Source organism: Komagataeibacter sucrofermentans DSM 15973, from assembly GCF_040581405.1.
Classification (GTDB): Bacteria; Pseudomonadota; Alphaproteobacteria; order Acetobacterales; family Acetobacteraceae; genus Komagataeibacter; species Komagataeibacter sucrofermentans.
Genome location: NZ_CP137157.1, coordinates 948,504 through 964,054 on the forward strand (window position 1 = coordinate 948,504; position 15,551 = coordinate 964,054).

Annotated in this window: 16 protein-coding genes and 1 tRNA gene; 7 read left to right on the plus strand and 10 right to left on the minus strand. The window is 60.5% G+C overall.

Annotation, left to right across the window (positions count from 1 at the left end; translation table 11 throughout):
* Positions 1-76: 76 nt before the first annotated feature.
* Together gpt and R5N89_RS04490 are read right to left on the minus strand one after the other, a co-directional pair.
* Complete coding sequence (gene gpt / locus R5N89_RS04485) at positions 77-559, minus strand: xanthine phosphoribosyltransferase (RefSeq protein WP_110569273.1); 483 nt, start codon at positions 557-559, stop codon at positions 77-79.
* Positions 559-924, minus strand: coding sequence for a tRNA-binding protein (locus R5N89_RS04490; RefSeq protein WP_110569272.1), 366 nt, complete (start codon positions 922-924; stop codon positions 559-561). The genes gpt and R5N89_RS04490 overlap by 1 nt, the downstream gene beginning before the upstream one ends.
* Positions 925-1,032: 108 nt before the next feature.
* Here R5N89_RS04490 and R5N89_RS04495 point away from each other — a divergent pair, with 108 nt between their 5' ends.
* A complete protein-coding gene (locus R5N89_RS04495; protein WP_110569271.1) occupies positions 1,033-2,280 on the plus strand; it encodes an MFS transporter in 1,248 nt (415 codons plus the stop codon).
* A 15-nt stretch (positions 2,281-2,295) separates the two neighbouring features.
* Positions 2,296-2,670 (plus strand): DUF6911 family protein, encoded by a 375-nt coding sequence (locus tag R5N89_RS04500; protein WP_110569270.1) that lies wholly within the window; start codon positions 2,296-2,298, stop codon positions 2,668-2,670.
* Positions 2,671-2,680: 10 nt separating this feature from the next.
* Here R5N89_RS04500 and R5N89_RS04505 read toward each other — a convergent pair whose 3' ends face one another.
* Positions 2,681-3,907: a cation:proton antiporter gene (locus R5N89_RS04505; protein ID WP_110569269.1), complete on the minus strand. Its 1,227-nt coding sequence runs from the start codon at positions 3,905-3,907 to the stop codon at positions 2,681-2,683.
* 727 nt (positions 3,908-4,634) lie between these two features.
* Between R5N89_RS04505 and R5N89_RS04510 the strand changes: the two genes are divergently transcribed.
* Together R5N89_RS04510 and R5N89_RS04515 are read left to right on the plus strand one after the other, a co-directional pair.
* The gene (locus R5N89_RS04510; protein ID WP_110569268.1) at positions 4,635-5,591 is read left to right on the plus strand and encodes an alpha/beta hydrolase; all 957 of its coding nucleotides are present in this window, start codon (positions 4,635-4,637) and stop codon (positions 5,589-5,591) included.
* A 177-nt stretch (positions 5,592-5,768) separates the two neighbouring features.
* Positions 5,769-6,245, plus strand: coding sequence for a heme-binding protein (locus R5N89_RS04515; RefSeq protein WP_373320389.1), 477 nt, complete (start codon positions 5,769-5,771; stop codon positions 6,243-6,245).
* Positions 6,246-6,371: 126 nt separating this feature from the next.
* On the opposite strand, the gene R5N89_RS04520 is transcribed toward R5N89_RS04515, so the two are convergent.
* A complete protein-coding gene (locus tag R5N89_RS04520) occupies positions 6,372-6,929 on the minus strand; it encodes a hypothetical protein (RefSeq protein ID WP_244192184.1) in 558 nt (185 codons plus the stop codon).
* 395 nt (positions 6,930-7,324) lie between these two features.
* Between R5N89_RS04520 and R5N89_RS04525 the strand changes: the two genes are divergently transcribed.
* Positions 7,325-7,894 carry a prealbumin-like fold domain-containing protein gene (locus R5N89_RS04525; RefSeq protein WP_146220207.1) on the plus strand — a complete coding sequence of 190 codons (570 nt, stop codon included), beginning with the start codon at positions 7,325-7,327 and terminating at the stop codon, positions 7,892-7,894.
* A 106-nt stretch (positions 7,895-8,000) separates the two neighbouring features.
* Here the strand turns inward: R5N89_RS04525 and R5N89_RS04530 are convergent, their stop codons facing one another.
* Together R5N89_RS04530 and R5N89_RS04535 are read right to left on the minus strand one after the other, a co-directional pair.
* Positions 8,001-8,411, minus strand: a complete 411-nt coding sequence (locus tag R5N89_RS04530; RefSeq protein WP_208624691.1) for an FkbM family methyltransferase — start codon at positions 8,409-8,411, stop codon at positions 8,001-8,003.
* Between the two features lie 732 nt (positions 8,412-9,143).
* Complete coding sequence (locus R5N89_RS04535) at positions 9,144-9,743, minus strand: CatB-related O-acetyltransferase (RefSeq protein WP_110569266.1); 600 nt, start codon at positions 9,741-9,743, stop codon at positions 9,144-9,146.
* A 290-nt stretch (positions 9,744-10,033) separates the two neighbouring features.
* Here R5N89_RS04535 and R5N89_RS04540 point away from each other — a divergent pair, with 290 nt between their 5' ends.
* Positions 10,034-10,159: a hypothetical protein gene (locus tag R5N89_RS04540; protein WP_265001321.1), complete on the plus strand. Its 126-nt coding sequence runs from the start codon at positions 10,034-10,036 to the stop codon at positions 10,157-10,159.
* Between the two features lie 504 nt (positions 10,160-10,663).
* Here R5N89_RS04540 and R5N89_RS04545 read toward each other — a convergent pair.
* Positions 10,664-10,739, minus strand: a tRNA-Asn gene (locus R5N89_RS04545).
* A gap of 145 nt (positions 10,740-10,884) precedes the next feature.
* Between R5N89_RS04545 and R5N89_RS04550 the strand changes: the two genes are divergently transcribed.
* A complete protein-coding gene (locus tag R5N89_RS04550; RefSeq protein ID WP_110569264.1) occupies positions 10,885-11,967 on the plus strand; it encodes an ABC transporter substrate-binding protein in 1,083 nt (360 codons plus the stop codon).
* A 6-nt stretch (positions 11,968-11,973) separates the two neighbouring features.
* Here R5N89_RS04550 and R5N89_RS04555 read toward each other — a convergent pair whose 3' ends face one another.
* The 3 genes from R5N89_RS04555 to R5N89_RS04565 are packed head-to-tail and all read right to left on the minus strand — an operon-like array spanning position 11,974 to position 15,532.
* Positions 11,974-12,912: an ABC transporter permease gene (locus tag R5N89_RS04555; RefSeq protein WP_110569263.1), complete on the minus strand. Its 939-nt coding sequence runs from the start codon at positions 12,910-12,912 to the stop codon at positions 11,974-11,976.
* Entirely contained in the window at positions 12,909-13,973 is a 1,065-nt protein-coding gene (locus R5N89_RS04560; protein ID WP_110569262.1) for an ABC transporter permease, read from the minus strand. The genes R5N89_RS04555 and R5N89_RS04560 overlap by 4 nt, the downstream gene beginning before the upstream one ends.
* Positions 13,973-15,532, minus strand: a complete 1,560-nt coding sequence (locus tag R5N89_RS04565) for an ABC transporter ATP-binding protein (protein WP_110569261.1) — start codon at positions 15,530-15,532, stop codon at positions 13,973-13,975. Before R5N89_RS04565 ends, R5N89_RS04560 begins: the two co-directional genes overlap by 1 nt.
* Between the last annotated feature and the right edge of the window lie 19 nt (positions 15,533-15,551).

Consider the following 15,551-nt stretch of genomic DNA (forward strand, 5'->3'; position numbering starts at 1 on the left):
GCCTGCATCGGGCAAGCCGGGCAGGCGGGGGCGGCGAACAACACGTCGTGTAATGGGCCGGGTATTAAGGGAGAGGTCAGGCTTTCTCGACCGATTTGCTGGCCAGCGGCGGGATGAACAGCGGCGCCGTATCCCACGGGAAGAGCACCCACGTATCCTGCGGCACCTCGACTACGAACAGGTCGGTAATAGGGCGGCCGGCGGGCTTGGCGTAAAGGCAGGCAAACACCGCCTTGGGCAGCAGCTTGCGCACGAGCTGGGCTGTCACGCCCGAATCCACCAGGTCATCAATGATCACGAAGCCCTCGCCATCACCGGCGGCCTCGGCGTTCTTGATCACGTTGGCCTCGCCCATCTTTTCCTCGTCATAGGTCACGACGGAGATGGTCTCGATCAGGCGGCAGTCGAGTTCACGGGCGATGATCGCGGCGGGGATCATGCCCCCGCGCGTGATGGCCACAATGCCCTTGAAGGGGCCACGGTTCATCAGCGTGCTGGCTAGCTGTCGGGCATCGCGGTGCAGCTGGTCCCATGTTACGGTTGCGTAGCTCTTGGCCATCAGAAAAGTTTTCCTCCATCGGGAACACGGCCATCCGGGCGGATCAGGACGGCTTCTCCATTGCTGTCGGGCATGCCCAGTGTCAGCACTTCACTACGGAAGGAGCCAACCTGCCGGGGCGGCACGTTGATCACCGCGCAGATCTGGCGGCCCACCAGCCGGGCCGGGACATAGCGGTGATTGACCTGCACCACCGATGACCGCACCCCGAGATGGGGGCCGAAATCGATCGTGAGCCAGAAGGTGTGCGGCCGCATCTCGCGCAGGGGCCGCGCCTCCACGACCGTGCCGGCGCGGATATCGAGCCACTCACGGGCTTCCCCTTGTGTGCCGGGCACGGTGGCATGCTCTACAGGGTCTGTCATGCAACCGCTTTTGCCCGTGTTGGGGCGGATTTGCAAACGGGAGAATGCGTTTTTTTGATAGGCAAAGCATAGGATATCCAGGAGTGCTGCTGTTAGGATACAGCCATCATGCCTCCTGCTTCCGCTCCGCCTGCCGCTCCCTCCCTGCCGCTGCACCGCCATCCCGGGCTGCTGGCTTTTCTTGCCGCCCGCACGGCGTCCTCCTTTTCAGCCTGCGTGCAGGCCGTGGCCGTGGGGTGGCAGATCTATGCGCTCACTCACAGCACCACGGCGCTGGCGCTGGTGGGGCTGGCGCAGTTCCTGCCCATGGCGGGGCTTCTGCTGCCTGCGGGGCATGCGGCGGACCACTTCAACCGGCGCGTGATCGTGGTGACATGCCAGGCCATCGAGGCGCTCTCGGCGCTGTTCATGGCCATTGCCGCGTTTGGTGGCTGGACCACGCCGTGGATGATCTATGCCATGGTGATGATATTTGGCGCGGCCCGTGCGTTCGAGATGCCCTGCCAGCAGACCTTCCTGCCATCGCTGGTGCCTGCCCATGTGTTTCCCCGTGCCGCGGCGGTGTCCTCCTCGCTGTTTCAGGCGGCGGCGGTGACGGGGCCTTCGGTGGGCGGCCTGCTTTACGGGGCGGGGGCAGGGGTGTGCTACCTTGTGTGCGCGCTGGGGTTTGCCTGTGCGTGCGTGGGCACGCTGTGCATCCGGCTTGTGTTCCAGTCCCGGCCGCGGGTGCCGCTCTCGCTGGCCACGTTTGTCGAGGTGGCGCATTTCATGCGCGCGCGGCCCGACATGCTGGGCGCCATATCGCTTGACCTGTTTGCCGTGCTGCTCGGCGGTGCTACCGCCATGCTGCCGGTCTATGCCAGTGACATCCTGCATGCAGGCCCGGTGGGGCTGGGGCTTTTGCGGGGCGCGCCCGCCATCGGGGCGGTGGCGTGTTCCATCATCCTGGTCTGGAAACCGCTCAACCACCGGGCCGGGGCGCGCATGTTCATGGCGGTGGCCGTATTCGGGCTGGCCACGGTGGTGTTTGCGTTTTCGCGCTCCATGGCGGTGTCCATCATTGCGCTGGCGGTGCTGGGGGCGGCTGATGTGGTGAGCGTGGTGGTGCGCAGCGCCCTGGTGCAACTGCGCACGCCTGACAGCATGCGCGGGCGGGTCTCGGCGGTGAACATGCTGTTCATCGGGTCATCCAACCAGCTTGGCGAGTTCGAGAGCGGCATGCTGGCCAGCCTGATCGGTCCGGTCGAGGCCGTGGCGCTGGGGGGTATCGGCACGCTGGTCATAACCGGGTTGTGGATACGGATGTTCCCCACCCTGTGGCGCGTGGACCGGCTGGATGATATCACCCCTGAATAGGCAGGAATACGGAACATGAAGCTGTACTGGAATATTCATGCACCCGGAGAAGACAGCGGCGGGAGCATGAAAAATCCATCGCCCGATGACGTGATGGAACGGCTGGATGGCATGGAACGTCATGCAGGCGTGGTCGGGCTGGATGATCCGGCAACGTCATCCAATCTTCAGGTCAGAGGCGAGCGCCAGACCTATCTCCTCACGCTCGGCTGTGAGGAAGAGGATGATTATGATGTTAAAACACCTTATTGCGCCACGACCGCGCCTGATATGATTCCCGTTCTGGGCGATCTGTATGATGCCCGGACCCTGACCACAGACTTCGGGTTGGTTCGCGCCATATTCCGGTTATTTCTTGCTGGGGAGCGAAACCCGGACGGGATGGTGTGAGGGCGCGGACCTAGCGCAGTTGCCCCGTCGCCCCCGTGCGCGGCGCGAACAGGCGAAACAGCGGGCCGGTCAGCGCGGTGGAAATGACCGCGAGTACCATGAGCGAAGCGAAGGCGAAGTCCGACAGCATGCCCTGCGCGTGCAGGATGGTGGCGGCCACGATTTCCATCAGCCCCTTGCATTGCAGCAGCGCGCCCACGCTGAGCGCCTGCCGCCGCGACAGGTCGGGCGCGGGCGGGAAGGCATAGACCGAGGCCATCTTGGCCAGCACGGAAATCACCACCAGCATCAGCGACGCCATGACCGAGGGCCAGGTCAGCGCATCACCATTGATGTGCAGCCCGCTATGGCCAAAGAACATGGGGGCCAGCCAGATGAGCGAGAACGTGCCCACCTGTTCCACCGGCAGGCGCGCCACCCAGCGCGGCGGCATGAGCGCGCCGGCAAAATAGGCCCCGATCAGTTCATGCAGCCCCAGTTGCATGCTGGCCCATGAGCCTGCGGCCAGATAGAGTGGCACCGCCAGCCAGATGATGATGGCAGGCGGATTGGGCATGTTGCGCGTGGCCCAGTTGCCCGCAAAGGCCAGAAGTGCGAGCAGGGCGACGGCCACGGCCTCCAGCCCGGTCCAGCCATGCAGGGCGGCAGGGCCGCGAGCGGCGAATTGAAGCAGCACCAGCCCGATCCACAGTGCCGCGTCATCCACCACTGCCAGCTTGAGCGCAAGCTGCCCGATGGAGCGCTGGGTGGGGTCAAGCTCGCGCACGATGCCGATCAGCACCGGCAGGGCGCTGACTGCAATGCACAGCCCGATGGCCATGGCCCCCACCACCGGCCCCACATGCGGCGGCTGCCAGCCGTGAAGCGGCAGGAAAAAACAGTAGACCAGAATGGAGCCGAGCAGGAACGGCCCGCCAAGCGCTACGGCCGCGCCGCCCAGCAGGCGCCCCAGCGGCGGAGCGGGGATGGTGTGGGCCGAGACATGGGCATCGGGCGACTGCCACATTTCAAGCCCGGCGGTAAAGGCCAGCACCAGAACGGCCAGCCAGCCAAGGTTGTCGCCATAGACGGAGGGAATGCCAAAGCGCTGCACGGGCGCATGCATAACGGCCAGGATGATGCCAAGCAGGATGGGCAGGACAACAATCGGTATTGTCCGCCCAAGCAGTCGCCACAACCCCCACGGGAGAAGAACAAAGAGACCAGCATCAAGAACAAGGGCCGTAATGTCTGACAATGGCTATCCTTTCCCATTTATAAACAGGCATATGTTATATGCATAAAAAACGCATGTGGGATTTATTTTTTTTAATTTGCATAAAATAATCAATTTATGCGCGATTTGTTTTTGTTATGTTCTTTTTGATCTTGTGACTGGCCATGTCATGCACCGGCACAAAATTCCGGTATTGGCATCAAACGCGATGTGAAGGCGGTGGTTCGGAACCGGGCTGACATATTTGGTGGCGTGATGGGCCTGATGGCGATGGCCCTTGGGTTCCATTCAGTTCTGAGTATTGAACAGAACGATGAAATCATCAGGAAATGGCAAGTAATCCTGCACAAACCATTTAATGACTGGTTCCAGCATTCATAATACGCGCCTGTGTGGCGGGTCGGAGGCATTTTTATCCCGTGACCCTGTGGGTGAAGAGGCGGCATGCATGGGGTGGCACATCAGTTCAGGTATGTCGTGACTGACGTAAATGAGCGTGGCTTTGAATATTGTTTTATAATCGTATGAATTGCCATCATATTCGTTATCTCTATATGATCTACATTCATTAAAAATAAGTTGTTTTTAAAATATAATAGATAGAGGAATCCTATATTTTTATATTTTATATTCATATGTGGCCAATATTGTTTGATCCTGATCATGGCTGCTCACGCCGCCGTGCGTGACGGTTCCTGCGTCGAGGCCGCCCCCAAAGGGTAACCTGTGATGAAAAAGGACTTTCACCATGCCCAAAAATGTCGTCAATCCCGAATTCCTGCCCATTCTGGAGAAGATGCCGTCCTTCGATGGCCTGTCCGGCCGCTCCCTGCCCGAAGTGCGCGAAATCTTCATGACATCGGTGCGCCTGATCGAAGGCAAGCCCCTGCCAGATGTGGAAGTGCAGGAAGAATACATTCCCGGCCCCGCAGGCGCGCCGGATGTGCGCGTGCTGGTCTATCGCCCCCGCACGCGGCAGCCCGATGCCCCGGCCATGGTCTATATCCACGGTGGGGGCCTGGTATCGGGCCACCCGGAGGTCGATGACCCCAAATGCCAGGTGCTGGCGAGCAAGATGGGCTTCGTGATCGTATCGGTCGATTACCGTCTGGCGCCGGAGGTAAAATATCCCGCTGCAATCGAGGATTGCTACGCCGCCCTCAAATGGGTGCATGACAACGCGGCACAGCTTGGCATCAATCGCGACAAGGTGGCAGTGGCAGGCGAGAGCGCGGGCGGGGGCCTGAGTGCCGCCCTGTCGCTCATGGCGCGTGACCGCAAGGAGTACAAGCTGGCCTATCAGTTGCTCATCTACCCCATGCTGGATGACCGCACGGCCACAAAGGTCGATCCCGCTCCTGATTTTGGCGAGTTTGTCTGGACCCGTTCGGCCAATAAATACGCATGGGAGGCCTATCTGGGCGCGGCTGCGGGTGGCGACAATACTCCGGCCTATGCCGCCGCCGCGCGGGCAAAGGATCTGACCGGTCTGCCGCCCACCTTCATTGGCGTGGGGTCGATGGATCTGTTCCTGTGCGAGGATCTGGAATACGGCCGTCGCCTCATGGCGGCAGGCGTGCCGACCGAGGTGATGGTGGTGCCCGGTGCCTATCATGTGTTCGACATGTTCGTGCCCGAGGCCGAACTGTCGCGCCGGTTCATGGAGGCGTATTGCGCGGGGCTCAAACGTACGCTGGGCCTGTAGGGCGCATGCCTGCCCCGGCCGCGGCATGGGGCAGGCACCATTGCGTGTACGGTGGCTTTTGTGGTTGCAGGCGACCGGCCCGGCTTTGCATCATGCTGCCCATGCGTGAGGGGAGTGCGCCAGATGATGCAATTACACCGATGCATGTGGCGTGAGGGGCTGGTGGCGGCCTTCATTATGGTGGCGCCTGCCGCCCATGCGCAGGGCCATGTGGTCCTGACCCCCAAGCTTGACTGGCAACTGGCCGCCCAACTGGCGGAAGAAGCGGTCAGGACCTGTGCCGCACAGGGTTACTCCGTCACGGCCACGGTGGTTGATACGAGCGGGCATCAGCAGGCCGTCATCAAGGGGGATAGCGTGCCGCTGCAATCGCTGTCCGTCTCCTATCGCAAGGCCTATACCGCCTTTGCCTATGGCCTGGCCTTTAACATGAACACCACCAGTGAACTGATTGCCGCCAAGGTAACGGGGCCTGCCAACGGGGCGCTCAATACCATTCCCGAAGTATTGTTCGTGCCCGGTGGGGTGACGTTGCGGCGGGTGGCGGATAACGCGGCCCTTGGCGGCATTGGCGTGTCTGGCGCGCCGGGCGGCGAGAAGGATGAAGCATGCGCACAGGCGGCTGTGGCGAAATATCGAGCGGAATTCCGTTAAAACGCGTAAAAGTTTTTGGTGAAGCTTTTTTCAAAAAGCTTCGGAAGATGTCCCTGTTTTGAAAAAGGGCGATACTTAAAAACTTTTATAATTTCACGGCATTATTGGGCCGCATCATGGCGAGGGTTACTGCAGTTTCTCGCTATCCTCATCCAGATCATGCAAAAGCGCCTGCGTCAGCGCCTGGTGGGACTGGATCAGCCGCACGTTATCGCGGTTCAGTTTCGGGGCATTCTTCCTGTCTGCTGGCGGGGCGTCACTCATGGTTGCCGTCATTTCAAATGCAGTGAGGCCCATGACAAAATCCCGCGCCGACATATCGTGCGCCTGCAGGATCGCCTGAAGTTCCGGCATGTCCTCGGTGCGGCGGATCGTGATGGCGAGCGGCATGTTTCTTGTCTGCATCGGCGGCGTCAGACGCGCCTGCCGGATGGCCCGGATGAGGGGGAGCATGCGGGCAAAAAAATCCTTGGGGAGCCTGTAATCGGCAGCGCTCTGAATATCCTGCTGCCGGGCCTCGTGCACGGCCCGTTCAATCTCGGCCTTTTGCTCAGCCGAGGGGCCGTGCGTCTCAACGTCCTGCGTCCGTGCCTCCCGCAGCCCAAGGGATGGGGCTGCAAGCACGCAGGCGCAGGCAAAAAGAATTCTGCACGGAATAAAAGCATTCATGCGCGCCTCCATCATGCCCTTCGTGCTGCTGGCCGGCAGGCCATCATGTGCATTCATGTCTGTTGTGCTGATTGTGCGGCAGATCGCGCCCCAGTCAATATGGATTGGCAATTGACGCATGCCCCGGGTCGTAACGCCGCAGCATGGAGTCATTGCCATGACCCATAACCGGTCCAGCCCTGTATGGGATTGAAAAAACGGGGGTGCATATTATCATAAATGCGCTTTTCATAAGAATTTTATCATAAAAATCTGTACATAAACTGCCAATTTACATCACCTGTCGGCAGGATTACGCAGGCTACATGGCAGGTGGCGCGATGGTTCCGGTATAATATGAAAAATAAAGAACAATATTTTTCAAATATGAACCTGATCGGAATAAAAAGTTAACATGAAATCATGCATTTGTGGCGGTGTTTAAAGTAATGAATAAATACATATTGATCACTGCCGCTCTGTTTCTGGCAGGCTGTCATCCAGACCCTGACTCCGTACGCGCGCCTGCTACTGCGTGGGATATGTCATGGTCTACAAAAGAGGGGACAGCCACCATTACCGGCTCGGCATACCACATTTACTTTGACTATCACTACTACCCCAGCGGTAATGGGACCATGCAAACATTGCCTGTTGGCCCGGGGCACAAATTCACCTGCGCCGGGCATGATGTGCAACTGCTGCCGCAAAGTCCGGCATCTGATCCTGTGGTCGATCATATGTTCCGTTACGGTACGATGACCGGACCCAAGGTGGATTCTGCTGAGGTTGCGCCATTCGTCCGGCACGTGACATGTGATGCGGATGGACAGTTTACCTTCTCTAACCTGCCTGCTGGCGTCTGGTATGCAGTGACAAATATCTGGCAGGGAAATATCGCCGTCAAGGAAATCCGGACCCAGTCGGGCCAGACTACGTCCGTCACCCTGAAGCACGACTGGAATTACCCGCCTTCGTGGCGACATGGACCGCATTTATAACAGGTCGTTGCCTGCAGATGGTTGATTGTAGCATCGCCCTGATTTTTATGCGGAGCAGGAGAGACCGTATTTTCAGTCAGTCGCGGGGCAATGTTGGCGCGTCGCGTCAGTCTTTGCAGCATGGCTCGCCCAGGCCTGAACGCGATGATGGTTGCGCGATCCTGTGGCTGACAGGTCGACGCGCAAAACGGGTCGGGGCTGGGTTGCCGCCTACCCGGTCAGTTTGCCCCTCTTTGCGTGACAGCAGGGCGTTGCCGCGACTGCGTGCTCTGGTGCGGTATCCAACCTGCGCCAGTTTGCCCATCAGGTCTGATTGCCAGCGATCACGTTCGGAATCTTCCATCATGATATGCTTTGGTAAGAGGCTGTCAGGCGCCGTATCCAGAAAGGGTATCAGGGCCCGATCCTCATATCCTTCAATGTCGATTTTCAATACATCCACATGGTTTACCTTGGCCTCGGTCAGGATATCGAGCAGCGGCGCTGATGCGCACGGCTTCTCCTTTGCCCTGCCCATTGCTGGACTAGGGGCCGGGTGTTGCCTGACACAAAGGCTGCCTTGTTTCAACGGCGCTACAACATGCCGGTAATATAATAATATATGCCCATACAGACTAACATGAATAAATATAATATACTGTTTTAGAACACTGTTATAAAAATAAATCTTGATTTTTTACCAGATTCTGTTGAAATAATATAATAATATCTGGCCTGCACCCGTCGTCATGAGCAAGGGCACAAACCTCACTAACGGATGTGCGAAGATATAGCTGACATGACAGGCCTGCCGCCCGGCATGAAACACGTAATGGTCCGATATACGGGTCATGTCCTCGTAAAAGAAGTCAAAGCGAGGGGGCGGCCAATCGCGTTCCCTCCTGATTCCACTGTGGGTTGAAGTCGGTGGTATCGAGCATGTCAGCAGCCAGAGGAAGAAAGGCCCGCTCACAAGCAGGCCAATGCATAAACCAGGGGCGTCGCCCCCCTAACGGATGCCCGTGATTTTATAGGGGTTTGCTCCGAGGCCCATTACGCCACGCACCATGCCTGCAAGAAAAAATGAAAAACATGTTGGCAGCATAATAATTAAGATGAGATGGTATACGTATTCCTATGTAATTCACTATGTACAATGTTTTCGCAGATGGTATCAATGTGGACCATTATGTGCGGTATTCCACCTCAAGGCAGGTGAAAGACGAAAAATAACGGTTTCCCACCATTTCCTGTATCGAAGATGAGAGCGCTAGCTGGGAATCCCTTCGTAAGCCTCCAGGAACGCCTCGATATTATCGCTCATCAGCAGCGGCATCCGGGCCCGTATGACCTCCTCCGGCCAGTCCCACCATGCCAATGCCAGCAGCCGCTCGATGGTTCTCTCGGGAAAGCGATATTTGATGACCCGGGCCGGATTGCCGCCCACGATTGCATAAGGCGGCACGTCTTTGGTCACCACGGCTGCCGTGGCAATGATCGCGCCTGACCCGATGGTGACACCCGACATGATGTTGGCCCGCGCGCCGATCCAGACGTCATTGCCGATGACGATATCCCCCTTGGTGGAATGGTCATCCGTTGCATCTGCGGCTTCGGGCCAGAAATTGCACTGGTTCTTGAACGGATAGGTGGTGATCGTGTCCGGGCGGTGGTTGCCCAGGATCATCAGCACCTCGCGGGCGATGGAACAGTATTTCCCGATCTTCAGGCCAGCATATTCGGCCTCTATGACAATGGGAGAGCCCTGGGCGCCATACGTATGGTCCCCGATCTCCCAGCCCCATTCCTCGATCTCGTGGGCCAGCGTGTAGCGTAGTAACAGCGAAAAGGCGTTCTTGCCGTAATACATGGGGCCGCGCTCTCCCGTTCTGGTTGAGATTATGCGATGTGCGTTTTTACATATCGGTTGTCGCACTGTCAGGCTTTTAACGGCACGCACCCAAGGTCCGCAATGTGGCGAGGAAGGTTGCAATGTTTCGTGACCGATCATGGGGTGACGGATATCTCTATGATCGCAATACAGAAACGGTCCTGTGTAGCAAGAACGACTCCCTCACGCACCTGCCAGCCGCAGGTCGCTAACCCAGCGCCTCTTACATAGCGGGGAGGGCAGGGGATTGCCTCCCGCCCGGATAAGCAATGAAGCCTGATTTAAAGGCACTTATTTTTGGCTCAGGGGCTGCGACGACGGATGAGCCGGGTTTGTTTTTCAACCTCTTCCAAGGCGGCACTTACATCAATGTCGGTCTCATTGGCGGCCTGTAATCGCTCTGCCTGTTGGTGGGCCGCATTGTAATCGTCAGGTTATCAGCGATGGCCTTGGATCGCAGGGTGTTATCAGGACTCCCGTCCCGTTCTGGCAGCCTGATGACCGGCGGCGTTGTGCCGGGAAATCAGCAGCATCCAGGAACATGGTCACGATCTGGTTGAGTGCGCGGATTTTTCTCTGGCCAGGGGAGTTTCTGGCAACCGTCACGTCTTCGTTTCGGACGCGTCCCTGTTTTCATGCTGTCAGCCCCATGCACCGTGGCGCAGTCATTGACAGCAAGGAATTTTCAGCCAGAGCAAAGGAGCCGCCACGTGTAAGCTGGTAACCGTGGATGGAGCCGCTTGGGATGTGAAATGGTCGAGGGGTTGGAACAGTGCCAAACAGCACAAGAAACCGGCCTGAACGTATCTGCACGTTCCCGGAAAGCGCCTTGCTCAGTATGGGCTCAGATTTAACAAAATCCGTAACCGACTGATCTAACACTAATTTTTAAGGAAATGTGGCTCCCGAAGTAGGACTCGAACCTACGACCCAGCGATTAACAGTCGCTTGCTCTACCAACTGAGCTATTCGGGATCAGCGTTGGTGAGCAGCTTATAGCTACACTGATGGGGGCGCGTAAACCCCCCTTTTGAACTTTTTTTCAAAAAGGGGAAAAAAGGGAACCCCGGCAGGCTAAAAGAAGGGTAATGCCTTCCCATCTCAGGAGAAACCGCAACCAATGGTCGAACAGAACAGGGAAGGAAAGCCGCGCCAGTTGCTGCGCCGCGCTGTAGTGCCCATGCTCGTGGCGGGCGGATGCGCCATAGTGGGCACGCAATGGGTGCAGAGCCGCCAGCAGGCGCGTCTCGTTCGCCGCGATGATGCCCTGCTTGATGGCCAGCCCCATGACATGACGCTGTCATGGCCCTACGCCCGGTCCTCCACCCTGTATAACGTTGCCCTGCGGCAGGATTTCTTTTTGCAGTATCGCCTGAATGTAAACCTGCGCGAGGGCGTGGCCAACGGGCGTGACGCCATTGCCGACCTGCAGGCGGGGCGCGCCATGGCGGCGGTGGCGCCCGTGCTGTCATGGCTGCAGGCCTGGCAGGCCAGCCCGGATCTGCCGGCGCGGCTGGCCATGGGGTTGCAGGCAGGCACCTTTCGCCTGCTGGTGCGGCGCAAGTTGCGCATTGCCAAGATCGAGGATCTGGTGGGCCGCCGCATTGCCGTGCTCAATGCCGATATGGCCGACCGGCTGTTCTTCTCCATCATCCTGCGCCGCAAGGGCCTGAACCCTGACACCGCGCCCAACTGGGTCATCCTGCCGCCTGATGAAATTGATGACGCGCTTGCCGCAGGCACGGTCGATGCCGTGGCCCTGCACGACCCGCTTGCCTGGCGGTTGCTGCGCAACCCCGCGCTGGATGTGGTGGAACTGGTCAATAGCGTAAACGGACTGTATGCCGGGCGTACCAATCTCGCGCTGGGGGTTTCCACCGATGTGCTGCGCGATACGCCCGCAGCCGCCGTAGCCCTCGTGCTGGCGCTTTATAACGCCGCGCACTGGCTCCCCACCCACATGGCCGAGGCCGCCAGCCTGCTCGATGGCCGCGTTGATGGCATGCAGCAGGACGCCATATTGCAGATGATGCGCCATGAGGTGCTGGGCATCAGCCCTGTAGGCAATGACCTGAAAACCCAGATCGCGCGTTATGTCGATGAACTCAAGCTGCTCGGCCAGTTCCCCGACAGCCTCAATTCCGCCAGCTACGCCCGCAGCATCTCCGCCGATATCCTGCGCCCCGGTCAGCCCCGGCCATAAGGCCGCCTACCGTACATCGCGATAATAGGGCTGGGCCAGGGCGGCAGGTGCCGCCATTACCCGGCGCATGCGGTGCCACACCACCACCGGCACGATGATGAAGGCCATGGTGCCAACATAGGGCAGCATGTTCAGGAAGGCAGGGTCAATCGGCCAGTTATGGGCCTGCCCCACAAAGGACAGCGCTGTGACCAGCCCGAACAGAAGCGCCGAGAGCGTGACGATAATGGGCCGGTAGCCCGCAAAGATCACCAGTGCGAGGGCAATCCATCCGCGCCCCGCCACCATGCCCTCTGACCAGACCGGCACGTAGGTCAGCGTCAGGTACCCGCCTGCCATGCCCGCCATGGCTCCGCCCAGCGTTACGTACCAAAAGCGCATGGCCATGACCGGAATGCCCGCGGCATCCGCTGCCGCCGGGTTCTCGCCCACCGCGCGCATGTTCAGCCCGTGCCGGGTGCGGAACATGATGAAATGCACAGCCAGCGGCAGCAGCACGTAAATCGGTATGATGAGGATATTCTGCCCGAACAGCGCCGGGCCAATAATGGGGATGGAGGACAGCAGCGGAATGGTGACATGCCCGAAGGTCGTCTCCACCGGCTGGCCCGCGTAGCTGTGGCCCAGCGCGGTTGAAAGCCCCAGCCCCATGAAGGTCGTAGCCAGCCCGCACAGCACCTGATTGGCCCGCATCACCACCGCGCCAAAAGCAAATACCATGCCGCCCACGGCGCCCACCATGATGGCCATCAGCAGCCCGACCCAGGGCGAATGCACAGAGGAGACGGTCATCACCGCCGTGACCGCGCCCAGCGCCATGAGGCCTTCCACCCCAAGGTTGGTCACGCCCACGCGCTCGGCCAGCACTTCGCCCAGAGCCGCGAGCGCCAGCACGCCACCGGCCAGCACGGCGGTGGCCAGCATGCCTGTCAGCAGCATGATCATGAGGCTTTCCCCTTGGCTGGCGTGGTGGCGACAGGCCGGTAATGGGCCAGTTCATCGCCAATGGCGATCATGAACAGGATCAGCCCGGTAATGGCGAGGATGACCGAGGCCGAAAGCTGCTGCGTCTGCATGACAATGCCCGAATCAAGGATCAGCGCCATCAGCAGTGCCGCCGGGATCACGTTCAGGCACGACCCGCGCGCCAGCACCGCCACCACAATGCCCAGATAGCCAAAATTGTTGGCCATGCCGCCCTGCAGCCGGTGCACCGTGCCCGCGACCTCGAACATGCCAGCCAGCCCCGCCAGTCCGCCAGAAAGCAGCATGACCGAGATGATGCGCAGCCGCACCGGAATGCCCGCATAGCGCGCGGCCTCAGGGTTGGCCCCGCCCATGCGGATTTCGTATCCCCACCGCGTGCGCGACAGTACGAGCGCCAGCCCGACCACGATCATGATGGCGACCGGAAAGCCCCAGTGCACGATGCCCCACATCTCGGGAATGGACACCGAAAGCCGCTGGGTCGAGACCTGCGCCCCGCTGATCCGGTCGCGCCACGGCCCCGTGGTCAGGTAATAGGTAAGGAGCGATGCGATGAAGTTGAGCAGAAGCGTGGTGATGATCTCGTTCACCCCGGCAAAGGCGCGGGCCAGCGTGGGCACCGCAATCCAGGCCATGCCACCCAGTATGCCCGCAATGGTCATGAGCGGCAGCATGACCAGCGCCGGGCCATGCAGGCCAAGGGCCACGCCCGTCGCGGCAATGGCGCCCGCATAGAACTGGCCCTCCGCCCCGATATTCCACAGCCCGATGGTGCCGCACACCGTAACGGCCGCCCCCGTGAGCAGCAGCGGGCACATGAACAGCGCCAGATCCTCCAGCCCGAAGCGCGAGCCAAGGGTGGAGCGCAGGATCAGTTCCGCCAGCATGAGGGGGCTGTGGCCCGAAAGGGCCAGCACGCCCGCGATGATAAACAGCGAGAGCACGATGGCCACCAGCCGCAGGGCAAGGATGCGGCCCGCGGGTGCCGTGGGCAGGCGCTGAAAGGCGCGTGTCGCCATTACTGCGGCCCTCCCGGCTGGAGATCGGCTGGCTCGCGCCCGCCCATCAGCATGCCGATGGTGGCGATATCCGCATCTTCCGCATCAATCACATCCATCATGCGCCCGTGGAACATCACCCCGATGCGGTCTGACACGTTCAGCAGGTCTTCCAGATCTTCCGAAATAAACACGACGGCCACCCCCTGGTCGCGCAGGTCGGTCAGGTAGCCCAGCATGGTGGCAATGGCCCCGATATCGAGCCCGCGCGCGGGGTAGGCCGCCACCAGCACCCGGCTGGCGATGCGGATCTCGCGCCTTGCCACCAGCCGCTGCTGGTTGCCGCCCGAAAGGTTGCGTATGGGCATGGCAAAATCGGGAATGGTCACGTCGGCCAGCTCCGCAATATCGCGCGCCAGCACGCCTGCGGCCCCTGCATCATACAGGCCGTGGCGGCCGATCGGTGGTTCGGCATACTCACGCAGCGCCATGTTGGTGGTGATGGACAGCGAGGGCGCAAGCGCGCTGCGCAGCCGGTCCTCGGGGATATGGCCCACGCCCGCATGGGCAAACAGGGCGGGGTCGGCACGCTCCACCAGGCTGCCATCCAGCAGGATCTCGCCCGATGTGCGGGCCATCAGGCCGGTCAGCACATGGGTCAGTTCGCGCTGGCCGTTGCCTGCAACGCCTGCAATGCCCAGAATCTCGCCACCATGCAGGTCGAGGCTGACATCGCGCAGCGTTTCCACGCCACGCCCGTCACGCACGCTTACGTGGCGGATCTGCATGATGGGCTGCGGGGCAATCGGGGCGGCCCCTTCGGGGCGCGTGCGCATGTTGCGCCGCACGATGTCGCGCCCCACCATGGTGGCCGCCAGCATGGTGGGATTGCAGTCCGCCGTCCTGAACGTGCCCACCTTGCGGCCGCCGCGCAGGATGCTGACCCGATCGGAAATTTCCATCACCTCATCAAGCTTGTGGCTGATGATGATGACCGCGTTGCCCTGCGCGCGGAAGGCCCGCAGCGCGCGGAAAAGCTCGCCGGTTTCCTCCGGCGTGAGCACGGCGGTGGGTTCATCCATGATCAGCAGCCGCGCCCGACGCGCCAGCACGCGCAGGATTTCCACGCGCTGCTGTTCGCCAGCCGAAAGATCGCACACCCGTGCCGCCGGATCGACGGGAAAGCCGAAGCGCTCCGAAATCTCGCGCGTGCGGGCCTCCATCACGGCAGGCGAGGCGAGGCGGGGGGCCTCGTCCCAGCCCAGATGGATGTTCTCGGCTACGCTGAAGGCCTGCACCAGCTTGAAGTGCTGGTGCACCATGCCGATGCCCGCGCGGATGGCATCCTGCGGGGAGGCAAAGGTCTGGCCATACCCATCGAGGATGATCTCGCCTTCCTCGGGCTGGTAGATGCCGGTCACCACGTTCATGAGCGTGGATTTGCCAGCTCCATTTTCGCCCAGCAGGGCATGGATCTCGCCCGGCCACACATCAAGGTCCACGTCCTTGTTGGCGATCACGCCGGGGAAAAACTTGCCAATGCCGCGCAACTGCAGCACCGGCGGCGTGCCCGGCGCCATGCCGGAGGGGGAGGCAGGG